This is a genomic window from Armatimonadota bacterium, from assembly GCA_025059775.1.
Classification (GTDB): domain Bacteria; phylum Sysuimicrobiota; class Sysuimicrobiia; order Sysuimicrobiales; family Sysuimicrobiaceae; genus Sysuimicrobium.
On record JANXCW010000025.1, the window covers coordinates 1 to 11,233 of the forward strand.

At 67.5% G+C, this 11,233-nt stretch carries 10 protein-coding genes and 2 tRNA genes; 1 reads left to right on the forward strand and 11 read right to left on the reverse strand.

Annotated elements, in window-relative coordinates:
* Nucleotides 1–61 precede the first annotated feature (61 nt).
* From N0A24_11845 to N0A24_11855, 3 genes are all read right to left on the reverse strand, one after another.
* Nucleotides 62–889 (reverse strand): formate/nitrite transporter family protein, encoded by an 828-nt coding sequence (locus N0A24_11845; GenBank protein MCS7174034.1) that lies wholly within the window; start codon nucleotides 887–889, stop codon nucleotides 62–64.
* A 36-nt stretch (nucleotides 890–925) separates the two neighbouring features.
* A complete protein-coding gene (locus N0A24_11850; GenBank protein ID MCS7174035.1) occupies nucleotides 926–2,530 on the reverse strand; it encodes a ferredoxin--nitrite reductase in 1,605 nt (534 codons plus the stop codon).
* 168 nt (nucleotides 2,531–2,698) lie between these two features.
* Nucleotides 2,699–3,454: a glucose 1-dehydrogenase gene (locus N0A24_11855; GenBank protein MCS7174036.1), complete on the reverse strand. Its 756-nt coding sequence runs from the start codon at nucleotides 3,452–3,454 to the stop codon at nucleotides 2,699–2,701.
* A 133-nt stretch (nucleotides 3,455–3,587) separates the two neighbouring features.
* Here N0A24_11855 and N0A24_11860 point away from each other — a divergent pair, with 133 nt between their 5' ends.
* Complete coding sequence (locus N0A24_11860; GenBank protein ID MCS7174037.1) at nucleotides 3,588–5,246, forward strand: FAD-binding protein; 1,659 nt, start codon at nucleotides 3,588–3,590, stop codon at nucleotides 5,244–5,246.
* A gap of 44 nt (nucleotides 5,247–5,290) precedes the next feature.
* Here the strand turns inward: N0A24_11860 and N0A24_11865 are convergent.
* The 8 genes from N0A24_11865 to N0A24_11900 all read right to left on the reverse strand — a co-directional run.
* Nucleotides 5,291–5,365 (reverse strand) — tRNA-Val (locus tag N0A24_11865).
* Nucleotides 5,366–5,454: transfer RNA gene (locus tag N0A24_11870), tRNA-Leu, on the reverse strand.
* A 1,049-nt stretch (nucleotides 5,455–6,503) separates the two neighbouring features.
* A complete protein-coding gene (locus N0A24_11875; protein MCS7174038.1) occupies nucleotides 6,504–7,235 on the reverse strand; it encodes a DUF881 domain-containing protein in 732 nt (243 codons plus the stop codon).
* 98 nt (nucleotides 7,236–7,333) lie between these two features.
* On the reverse strand, nucleotides 7,334–7,798 hold the full coding sequence (locus N0A24_11880; GenBank protein ID MCS7174039.1) for an SUF system NifU family Fe-S cluster assembly protein: 465 nt from the start codon (nucleotides 7,796–7,798) through the stop codon (nucleotides 7,334–7,336).
* Nucleotides 7,799–7,801: 3 nt separating this feature from the next.
* Complete coding sequence (locus tag N0A24_11885) at nucleotides 7,802–9,034, reverse strand: cysteine desulfurase (protein MCS7174040.1); 1,233 nt, start codon at nucleotides 9,032–9,034, stop codon at nucleotides 7,802–7,804.
* A gap of 8 nt (nucleotides 9,035–9,042) precedes the next feature.
* Nucleotides 9,043–9,396 carry a non-heme iron oxygenase ferredoxin subunit gene (locus N0A24_11890; protein ID MCS7174041.1) on the reverse strand — a complete coding sequence of 118 codons (354 nt, stop codon included), beginning with the start codon at nucleotides 9,394–9,396 and terminating at the stop codon, nucleotides 9,043–9,045.
* Nucleotides 9,393–10,736 (reverse strand): Fe-S cluster assembly protein SufD, encoded by a 1,344-nt coding sequence (sufD, locus tag N0A24_11895; protein MCS7174042.1) that lies wholly within the window; start codon nucleotides 10,734–10,736, stop codon nucleotides 9,393–9,395. The genes N0A24_11890 and sufD overlap by 4 nt, the downstream gene beginning before the upstream one ends.
* Nucleotides 10,733–11,233: SufD family Fe-S cluster assembly protein (locus N0A24_11900; protein MCS7174043.1), on the reverse strand; the 501-nt coding region annotated here is incomplete at its 5' end. The genes sufD and N0A24_11900, both read right to left, overlap by 4 nt.

Genomic DNA, 11,233 nt, shown 5'->3' on the forward strand with positions numbered 1-11,233 from the left:
TCCCCCCACCACCACGCACCGCCGACCCCGTAGATCCAACATCACCGGATAGTACACCCCTCTATCCCTCCCGCCTGCCCTCCCGCAGGGTTGATTCAGGGAGCGATCGGACCAACCTCCCGGGCTGCCTGTGTGCGAAGTACAGCGCAAACCCGGTGAAGACGAGACCTCCCAGTACGTTCCCCGCGGTGACGGGAATCTGATTCCAGATCCACCACTCCCAGGCGGAAACCCGTGCGCCGCTCAGGATCCCCGCGGGGATTACGAACATGTTCACCACCGAGTGTTCGAACCCCTGAGCGAAGAAGGTCAGGATGGGCAGCCACATGGCCGCAATCTTGCCCCCTGTGCCCTGCGAGCTGAACGAGAGGGCCACTCCCAAGGTCACCATCCAGTTGCAAAGGAGGGCCTTCACAAAGGCGATTCGTAGGCCATCGCTTCCCAGCCGCGCGTATCCCAGGGTTTTCGCCTCCGCGAGGGTTGCGAGCAGCTTGGCCATCGCGGAATCCGGTGCCACCGTGGCCACGAACAGCACCGCGTAGGTCATGCCGCCCAGCAAGTTCCCCAGGAACGCCCAGGTCCAGTTCCGCGCCAGCTCCCGTCCTCCCACCCGTCCCTCCAGAACGGCGAGGGGGACCAGCGCGAAGTTCCCCGTCACCAGCTCCAGTCCCAGCAGCACGATCATCACGAACCCTACGGGAAAGACCAAGGCACCCGCCAGAGGGACGCGGGTCTGGAGCTGCGCGGTGAGGGCCAGGGTGGTGGCAACCCCCAGAAGTGCACCGGAGAGAAATCCCCGGACGAGCAGGTCCGATACCCGCAACCGGGCCTTCGCAGCCCCCGCCTGCACCATGTTCTGCACCACGCGGTCGGGCATCACGTAGGCCATGTCATCCCCTCCCGACTTCCACCACGATGGGGCTCTTCACCCGTGCCCCCCTGCGCCGTCCGGGGCCTGCACCACGGGCCCTCCGGGGACGACCTCCCGGGCCGTGGGAGCACTGGTTGCGGTCGCCCTCAGCCGCGCGCGCAGTTCCTCGAAGTTCCCGTAACGCATCAGGGCTTCGAGCACGGGTTCCAGGGCATCGCAGGGCACATCCTCCAGGAGCTTCACGGCCGTGGCGGCCTCGGGCCCACTGCTGCCGCCTACGTACACGTCTACGGCCTCCACCACGGCGGCGCCGAGGCGAACCCTCTTGCCCACGAGTCCCACGTCCGCTACCCCGTGGTTCCCGCACCCCGCGGGGCATCCAGACCAGTGCACGGTCACGGACCGCTCTACCCGGTCCTGAAGCGAGCGGGCGATGGTCAGGGCCCGACGCTTGGTCTCGATGAGAGCCAGGTTGCAGAAATCCGTGCCCGTGCAGGCTACCAGCCCCCGCAGAGCGGGCGGCGGGTCGTGCGGCAGCTCCCGGAGGAGGGGTTCGGCGAGCAGGGCCTCCAGCCGCCACTCCGGCACGTGGGGCAAAAGGACGTTCTGCGACGTGGTAAACCGCACCTCCGATTCCCCGTACACCTCGCTCAGGCGTGCGAGCTCCAACAGCTGCTCGGCCCGAAGGCGGCCCACGGGTACCCAGAGGCCTACCGCGCAACGCCCCTGCTGCTTTTGCGGCACGACCCCCAGGTGGTCGCTGTGTCCAGATCGGCGAGCATCCTGTCCCCCATGCGCAAGCGGGCGGCGTAGGTACGCCTCCACCACGGCCCGGAACCGCTCTACGCCCCACGCGTCCAGCAGGAAGCTCAGGCGGGCCTTGCCGCGGGCCTCCCGCAATCCGTGGTCCCGGAAGACTGCCACGATGGCCTCGCACACCTCCGGGGCCTCCTCCGGGGACGCGAAGGCGTCCAAGGAGACTGCGATGCGGTAGCCGCCAGACCCCATCTTTCCGCCGACCAGCACGTTGAAACCGACCTTCTCCCCTCGCACCGCGGGCACCAGGGCTAGATCCTGGGTTTCCGCGTGGGTGCAGTTCTCCACGCAGCCCGTAATGGTCACGTTGAACTTCCGGGGAAGGTTTGTGTACGCCCGATTCCCCACCATGCGCTCCGTGAAGGCCCGCACCACCAAAGAGGCGTCAAAGAGTTCTGTGCGCAACAGGCCCGCGAGGGGGCATCCCACCACATTGCGCACATTGTCCATACCCGTCTGCAGGGTGGTCAGGCCCACCCTTTGCAGCCGTTCCAGGATCTCCGGCACGTCTTCGATCCGGATCCACCGCAGCTGGATCTGTTGGCGGATGGTGACGTCCATGAGCCCCCGGCCCACCTGCTGGCTGAGGGTGGCCAGCTCCCGGACCTGGGATGCGGTGGCGATCCCGTTGGGGATGCGGACGCGCAGCATGAAGTAGCCGGGCTCTCCTTCGCTCTGACGGCGCAGGAAAACGCCCCACCACTTCAGCCGCTCCACGTCGTCCCGGGGGATCCGCTCCCAGCCGAGCTCCGCGAACCGGGGGATATGGGCTCCTACCTCCAGTCCGTCCTTTTCGGCTTTGAGGCGTTCGATGGCATTCTGCGACCGCGTGCGCAGCTCCATATACTCCCTCCCGCACGAAAAATGGAAGGCCCCAGGCGGAACTGACTCCGCCTGGGGCCTCAGGGCCGGCTTTTCAGGCTACGGGGCCTGCACCCGCAACGGGGCGGACAAGCCTTTGCCTGTCCTTTAGCACAAAGCCGTGGGGTTGTCAATCCCCGCGGGCTCTTGTCACACCACCGTCCACCCGCCGTCCACTACGAGGATCGCCCCGTTCACGTAGCTGGCTTCGTCGCTCGCCAAAAACAGGGCGGCCCGGGCCACCTCCTCCGGCTGACCCGGACGCGGCATGTAGGACATCAACCCCATCACCCGCTGCATAGCTTCCGCGTGGGGTTCCCCGCCCAGCGGGATCCCCGTCTGGATGGCCCCTGGGCAGATGGCGTTACACCGAATGTTCCGGGTTCCGTAGTGCTGGGCGATGTGGCGGGTGAGACCGATGAGGGCGTGTTTGGAAACGGTATAGGCCACGCCCGCCCGACCTCCTAGGAATCCCGCCACGGACGAGATGTTCACGATCACCCCACCGCCTTGTTCCAGCATGTGCCCGAGGGCCCGACGGCAGAGGAAGAAGGGCCCTTCCAGGTTGACGCCCATCACCCGCCGCCACAGGTCCGTGGGCGTCTCTGCGGCCGGCAGGAAGCGGTCCATGATCCCCGCGTTGTTGACCAGGATATCCAAGCGGCCGAATTCCCGGACGGCGCTCTCCACCATGCGGTCCGCGTCAGCCTCCGAGGAAACGTCTCCCACTACTCCCACCCCCTTCCCTCCCTGCTCCCGGAGGGCTGCCACCGTCGCCTCCACCCGCTCGGCCACGATGTCCGAGGCCACCACCGCGGCTCCTTCCTCCGCGAACCGCACCGCGATGGCCCTCCCGATCCCCGCTCCCGCTCCCGTGACGAGCGCTACTTTTCCCGCAAGCCTCATGGCGCGTCCTCCGCGCACTGGTTTCTACGCCCAGTGTACAGAAACGTCTAATCCTAGGGAAGCTTCTTGCCCGAAGGCGCCTAGCCCCTCCACCATGGAGGCACGGGCAGGCCACGCGGGAGGGGATGGATTCATGTCGGACTTCGATTACCAGACGGATGTCCTGATCGTGGGCAGCGGAGCCGCGGGACTCGTGGGCGCACTCGTGGTGAAAGAGCACGGCTTTGAGCCTCTCATCGTGGAGAAGACCGCGTTCGTGGGGGGAACCAGTGCGTGGTCCGGAGGGGGCCTGTGGATCCCCAACAACCCCGTCAGCCGCGCGGCGGGGGTTCAGGATTCCTTCGAAGCCGCCCTCACCTACCTCGACCACGTGGTGGGCGATGTCGGCCCGGCCTCCTCACCGGCACGTCGCCGGGCCTTCCTCCAGCACGGGCCACGGATGGTGGAATTCCTGCAGCGCCTGGGGTTCCGGTGGCGCGCGGCGCGCGGATACCCCGATTACTACCCCGACCGGCCTGGGGCCTCCCTCGCGGGCCGGTGCATCGAGGGAGCGGTCTTCGACGGCCGGCAACTGGGCCCGTGGTTGGCCCGACTGCACCGGCACCCCCATCTGCCAGCGATTCCCATCCACACCAACGAGGCCGCGGCTTTCGCCCTGATGCGGCGGACGCCCCGCGGAGCGCTTGCAGCCCTACGGGTTCTGGGTCGATGGGCCGCTCACCGTCTCCGGGGTCGTCTCCCGCTCACCATGGGGCTGTCGCTTATCGGACAGCTCCTCTGGCTCGTGCTGCAGCGCGGCGTTCCCATCTGGCTGGAGAGTCCTCTTCTGGAACTCCTGGTGGAGAACGGAGGCGTGACAGGCGCCGTGGTGCGGCATCACAACCGATCTGTACGGATCCGGGCCCGCTTCGGAGTCCTCCTGGCGGCCGGCGGATTCGCGCACAACCGGGAGATGCGGGAGCGGTACCACCCGCATCCCATCTCCACCGCGTGGACCTCTGCTGCGCCTGCGGATACCGGGGACGCCATCCGGGCGGCCCAGGCCATCGGCGCCGCGGTGGTCCTAATGGACGATGCCTGGTGGGGACCCACCGCCCTCACCCCCCAGGGTCGGCCGCTCTTTCTGCTGTGGGAGCGCTCGCTACCCTTCTCGATCATCGTGGATGCGAGCGGTCAACGGTTCATGAACGAGTCTGCCTCCTACGTGGACTGTGGCCACCGGCAGTACGAGCGCCACCGGGAGATCCCCGCCATCCCTGCCTGGCTCGTCATCGATGCGAAGCATCGCCGCTATTACCCGTTTGGCCTTCTACCTCCGGGATTCACCCCCGCTTCCGCCACCGGCCCAGGGTTCCTGGTACGGGCCAGTACCCTGCGGGAGCTGGCGAGCCGGTGCGCCATCCACCCCGACGGCCTCGTGCACACCGTGGAACGGTTCAACCGCATGGCGCGGGCTGGAAGGGATGAGGACTTCCAGCGAGGGGAGAACGCCTACGACAACTACTACGGAGATCCCCGGGTGCGTCCCAACCCCAACCTGGGACCTCTTGACCGGCCTCCGTTCTATGCCACCGCGGTGTATCCCGGCGACCTCGGGACCAAGGGAGGGCTGCTGACGGACGCGTGGGGCCGTGTGCTGCGGGAGGATGGCACGCCCATCCCGGGACTCTACGCGGCGGGGAACACCAGCGCCTCCGTGATGGGGCGCACCTACCCAGGTCCGGGAGGCACCCTGGGCCCGGCCTGCGCCTTCGCCTACATCGCCATGCTCCACGCCACCCGGAACCTATAACATGCGTGCGGTCCACCCTGTTCTCTTCCCGCAGGCACCCGCGCTGGTGGGCGGAGCAGGAATCGAACCTGCGACCCCGTCCTTGTAAGGGACGTGCTCTCCCGCTGAGCTATCCGCCCTGGTGCCGGGGGTGGGAGTCGAACCCACACGGCCTCAGCAGGCCAGCGGATTTTGAGTCCGCCGCGTCTGCCAGTTCCGCCACCCCGGCCTCACCCTCCAGTATACCGGAGGCAGAGCTCGGCCCGAAGGTGGCGAAGTACTCCGCCAGGAACCGCTGTCGGAGGGGAGGCCACGAGAAGGCACGCACCAAGAGCTCCACAACCCAGCCGGGGAGGTACAGAACGGCCTGTGTCGCCAGCGTCAGGAACTTCATCCTTCTCTGCTGCGCAGCGACGTAGGCTCGATAGCGGTCGCGGGCCTGCTCCACGGTGCACCGGCCTTCCAGGATCTGCTGGAACAGGTGCCCCACCAGCCACCCCGCGTGCACCGCGGCCCGAATCCCCTCGCCCGTAAGAGGAAGGCACTGCCCGACCGCATCTCCCACGCCGAACACGGAACCAACTACGGGGTTGTGTAGGCCGAACTCCAGGTAGCCGCCGTGGTAACCCTGGGGCTCCACCCCGAACCGGCGGGCGAACCGCTCCAGGTCCTCCCGCACTCGGGTTCGTCCCCCATAGGAGAGCACCCCCAGGCGGACGCGCTTCCCGCAAGGGAACGCCCAGGCATACCCATCGGGGCTGACGTCAGGCCAGAAGAAGAAGTGCAGGCCCTCCGGGAACGTGCACGGGACTTCCGTCTCCAGCCCGAATCCCAGCCAGCGCCGCCGTCCCAGGCCGCCCGTGGCTTGCAGCAGGGCAGCCCGCCACCCCGTGCAGTCCGCCACCAACCGCACCCGGAAGGCTCCCGCAGAAGTGTGCACGGTGGTTCCCACCATGCCCTGCACGGAGGCCTGCACGAACTCTGCCCGCACACGGCGCAGGGCCAGCTGGCCGAAGAGGCGGTAATCGAAGGTGCAGAAGGGCTCCCCATGGAGCGGCCAGACATAGGTTCCTCGAGGCATGTGCACCACGATCCGGTGATGGATCTGCAGGATCGCCTCCTCCGCCCCCATGGCCCGGAGAAGGGAGACAGGGGCGCCGCAGGCAGAGGTCTGATGAGCTCCCACGGGGTACCGGTCCACCAGCACCACGCGGCCCTGCACCCGTTGCGCCACCGCGAGCCCCGCGAAGGAAGCGCCCGCCACGAGCACGTCGTAGGTCACTTCCCGGGCCTCGCGTGCCGGAATTCGAAGATCCCCCCGTACGGAGGAAGCTCCAGCTGCTCCCGCCGTTCGATCCGGATCTCCAGGCCCAGTCCCCGCAGTCCCTCCACAAGTCCTCCCCGGATGGTCAGGGCGCCTTCCAGGGTAGCGGGATCTCCGATGGCTGCGATCTCATAGGGCGGGCTCAGACGCTGCAGGTTTACCAGGATGGTGCCCCCCACCTGCGAGAAGCCGCTGGTGGCGGTGATCCGTTGGCCGTTCACCGCCATGGCCTCCGCTCCCGCGGCCCATAGTTCATTGGCGACCGCCACCAGGTCCTGATACTGGACCAGCACGGGACCCTGCTGGGGTGGGGTCTTCGGCGCGGAGATCCGCACCACCACCCCGGGTCCCGTCACCGAGACGAGTCCCAGCGCCAAGCGGAGCTGCTCCACCTGGGCCCGCAAGGAGGCGGCGATGCTCCGGCCCTCCGCCTGCGCCCGCTCGTACTGCTCCAGTTGATTCCGCAGATGCGCCACTTCCGCCTCCAGCCGTTCCCGCACCTCCCGCTCCCGCCGCAACATGCTCGCCAGGGCGTAGAGGTTCCGGGTGCGGACCTCCGGCGCTTCGGAAACCTTCTGGCCCGCCCGCAGCTGCGCCACCGCGAGGAATCCCATGAGCAGCAGGCTCAGGAAGGTCATGCCCTGGGCCGCCCGCACACGCCCACGTTCCACCGCTTCCTCACGCACGCTGGCTCCTCCGGTAGGGATCCAGCCCTCTCCCTCGGGCAGCTTGCTCCCTCCTGTGCCTCCAGTGTACCGGGAAGCGGGCGTGGGAGGAGAAAGGGTTACAGCTCGTCCTCCGTGGACGCGGTGACCACCGCGCGCCTTCCAGACTCGTACTCCCGCACGCCCTGCTGCAGGGCCACCCAGGCTAGGGTGGCGCACTTCACCCGCACCGGGAACCTCCGAACCCCCTGCAACGCCACGAGCTCCCCCAGGCGGTCTTCCTCCGCAGGTCCACCCTGCATCATCCCTTTGAACTCCTCGATGAGGGCTTTCACCTCCTCCAGGGACTTGCCCCGGACCCGCTCCGTCATCATGGAGGCAGAGGCCTGGCTGATGGAACACCCCCGCCCCTCGAACCGGATGTCCTGGACCACCCCGTCCTCCACCCGGGCGTAGATGCTGATTTCATCCCCGCAGGAGGGGTTGGCTCCCTCGATGACGATGTCCGCGGGTTCCAGCCGTCCCCGGTTCCGGGGTCGGGTGTAGTGGTCGAGGATGATCTCCCGGTACAGATCGTCCAGCATGGCCTACGACCGCCGGAGGCCGAAGAAGGCCTTGACTTTCTCCAATCCCCGTACCAGGGCGTCCACATCCTCCGGCGTGTTGTACAGGTAGACGCTGGCCCGGGTGGTGCTCTGGATCCCGAGCTTCCGGTGCAGGGGCTGGGCACAGTGATGGCCCGCCCGGACACAGATGGCCTCGCTATCGAGCACCTGGGCCACGTCGTGGGGATGTACCCCTTCCAAGGTAAAGGCCACCGCTCCCCCGCGGATCTCCGGATCCCGAGGCCCATAGATGCGCACGCCCTCCACCTCCGCGAGCTGCGCGAGCGCACATCGCACCAGGTGCTTCTCGTGGGCCCGAATGGCCTCCATGCCAATCCCCCGCAGGTAATCCACAGCCACCCCCAGGGCGATGGCGTCCGCGATGTTCGGAGTCCCCGCCTCGAACCGGTGGGGCGGGGGTTTGTAGGTGGAGCGCTCCAGCTCTACCCGTTCGATCATCTCCCCTCCGCCGTGGAAGGGCGGCATGGCCTCCAACAGGTCCAGGCGGCCCCACAGCACCCCAATCCCCGTCGGACCGCACATCTTGTGCCCACTGAAGGCCAAAAAGTCGCATCCGAGTTCCCGCACGTCCACGGGCATGTGGGGCACACTCTGCGCTCCGTCCACCACCACCACGGCTCCCACCGCGTGGGCCCGATCCACAATGGCGCGGATGGGATTGATGGTGCCCAGCACATTAGACTGATGGGTGACGGCCACGATTCGGGTACGCTCCGTGAGCAGGCGATCCAGCTGCTCTAGGTCGAGGGTCCCGTCCTCCCGGAGGGGCAGAACGCGCAGACACGCACCCCGCTCCTGGGCCAGCAGCTGCCAGGGCACCAGGTTGCTGTGGTGCTCCATCTCCGTCGTGAGGATCTCGTCCCCCTCCCGCACGTAAGCCCGGCCGTAGGCATACGCCACCAGGTTGATCCCCTCCGTGGTCCCTCGCACGAAGACCACTTCTTCGGGACGCGCACCCACGAAGGCCGCCACCTTGGCGCGTGCTTCCTCGTACGCCAGAGTGGCCTGCTCCGCGATGCGGTACAGGCCCCGGTGGACGTTCGCATTGTAGGTGCGGTAGTACTCCACCAGGGCTTCCAGAACCACCCGGGGTTTTTGGGAGGTGGCGGCGCTGTCCAGGTACACCAGGGGCTTTCCATCCAGCTCCCGCTGGAGCAGGGGAAAATCCTTCCGGACGTCCGCGGGCAGGGGCATGCCCCCTCCTATTCGTGGATCCGACCGGTGCGCATCCGCGGGGTGGGGTTCACGTACACGTCCTCCCCCTCCACCCGGACCTCATAGGTGGCCACGTTGCGGACCGCGGGCAGGGATTTCACCTGTCCCGTGGGAATGTGGAATCGGGAGCCGTGGCGCGGACAGACCGCCATCTCCCCCATCACCGGCCCCTCCGACAGCCATGCCTCCTCGTGGGTGCACCGGTCGTCAATGGCATAGAACCTCCCGCCGAGATTGTAGACGGCAATCCGCCTGCCCGCCACCTGGTAGGCCTTGCCCCGGCCTACGGGGATCTCGCTCGTCTTCGCCACCCGCACGAAGGTCTCCAGTTCCTGACTCACCGCCGGGCCTCCTCCAGCAACGTCCGTAGGGCCGTCACCCGCCCGAGGGGGGCTTCCGCCCCCATCTTCCGCGCCACGAGTTGCTCCAGGTGCAACCGAAGGTTCTCTCGGGGCAGACGGTCCAGCACCTCGCTGAAGAACCCCTCGACCATCATGTGCACCGCCTGCCGACGGGTGAGGCCCCGGCTCTGCAGGTAGAACACGTGCTGCTCGTCAATCCGGCTCACCGCGGATCCATGGGTACACCGGAGGTCATTGGCCATGATCTCCAGCTCCGGCTTGCTGTCCGCCCGGGCATCCGGGGAGAGGAGAAGGTTGCGGTTCGACTGGAAGGCATTGGTGCGCTGCGCTCCCGGATGCACCCGGATGAGCCCCGCGAAAATGGTCCGGGCCGCATCCAGCACCGCGTACTTGTACAGGAGATCGCTGGTGGTATGGGGGGCACAGTGCTCCTGGAGGGTGTGGTAGTCGTAGTGCTGGTGGTCTGAGGCGAAAAAGGCCCCCAGCATCTCGCTGGATCCGCCCGGGCCACGGAGATGCACCTGCACGAAGTCCTTGACCACGCTCCCCCCGAAGGCGCTCACGAAGCTGGCCAGGCTCGCATCCCGGCCCACCTCCGCCCGCACCACTCCGAACTCACGCACCTCCGAGGCCCAATTCTGCCCACACGCATACCGCAGCCGGCTAGCATCTCCCAACCGAATCTCCACCCCCAGGTTCACGAACCCCGCACGGACGGGGGCGGACCGCAAGAACTGAACCAGGGTCGCCTCGGCCCCCTCTTCCAGGATCACCAGCAGGTGGGGGAACAGGGCGATCCGGTCCGCCTCCAGCCATTCCACGTACACGAAGGGTCTGGAGATCTCCACGTTCCGCGGCACGTACAGAACCGACCCGCCACTCAGGTACGCCGCGTGTTGAGCGGTGAACTTGTTCTCCTCGGGGCGAATCACGGAACCCAGGGATCGCTCGAGGAGCTCCGGGTGCTCCCGGGCCGCGGTGCGTAGGTCTACGAAGATCACCCCCTTGCCTCGGAGCGCGGGATCCAACTCCACCAGGAGGGGGGCACCGTTCCGGTTGACCACGGCCCCAGATCGATCCTCCTCCACCGCCAGGGCGTCGGTGACCTCCCGGGGGAGGGATCCCGTGCCCGCCTCCTCCACCGCGGGCAGGAGCTCTTCCTGCAGCAGCCACTCCGCGGGCGTGCGCCGCCACGCCTCCTCCGTAGACCCGGGGAGGGGCAAGGCCTCGAACATATTCAGAGCCCGGGCGCGATACCGCCGCATCCACCCGGGTTCCGCCCATGCATCCGAAAGGGCACGCGTCACTGCCTCGCTCATCCTACGGATCCTTCCATCTCCAGAGCGATGAGCCGGTTCAGCTCCACCGCGTACTCCAGGGGCAGCTCCTTGGCGATGGGCTCGATGAACCCCCGCACGATCATGTTCATGGCCTCGTCCTCCTGGATCCCGCGGCTCATGAGGTAAAAGAGCTGCTCGTCGCTCACCTTGGACACCGTGGCCTCGTGGGTGATCTGGACGTCCTCCTCGTCGATCTCCATGGTGGGGTAGGTGTCGGACCGCGACCGGTCGTCCAGGATCAGGGCGTCGCACCGCACCGCGCACTTGCTCCCCCGGGCGCCCTTGTACACCTTCACCAGGCCCCGGTAGCCGGCCCGGCCGCCGTCCTTGCTGATGGACTTGCTCACGATGGAGGACTGGGTGTAGGGGGCCGCGTGGATCACCTTGCCGCCCGGGTCCTGGTGCTGGCCCGCGCCCGCGAAGGCCACGGAAAGGATCTCCGCCTTCGCCCCGGGCTCCACCAGGTACACAGAGGG

What these genes read in the sequence shown, in the direction of transcription:
- N0A24_11845 (MCS7174034.1), bottom strand. Translation starts at nt 889, where the DNA reads ATGGCCTACGTGATGCCCGACCGCGTGGTGCAGAACATGGTGCAGGCG.
- N0A24_11850 (MCS7174035.1), bottom strand. Translation starts at nt 2,530, where the DNA reads ATGGAGCTGCGCACGCGGTCGCAGAATGCCATCGAACGCCTCAAAGCC.
- N0A24_11855 (MCS7174036.1), bottom strand. Translation starts at nt 3,454, where the DNA reads ATGAGGCTTGCGGGAAAAGTAGCGCTCGTCACGGGAGCGGGAGCGGGG.
- N0A24_11860 (MCS7174037.1), top strand. Translation starts at nt 3,588, where the DNA reads ATGTCGGACTTCGATTACCAGACGGATGTCCTGATCGTGGGCAGCGGA.
- N0A24_11880 (MCS7174039.1), bottom strand. Translation starts at nt 7,798, where the DNA reads ATGCTGGACGATCTGTACCGGGAGATCATCCTCGACCACTACACCCGA.
- N0A24_11885 (MCS7174040.1), bottom strand. Translation starts at nt 9,034, where the DNA reads ATGCCCCTGCCCGCGGACGTCCGGAAGGATTTTCCCCTGCTCCAGCGG.
- sufD (MCS7174042.1), bottom strand. Translation starts at nt 10,736, where the DNA reads ATGAGCGAGGCAGTGACGCGTGCCCTTTCGGATGCATGGGCGGAACCC.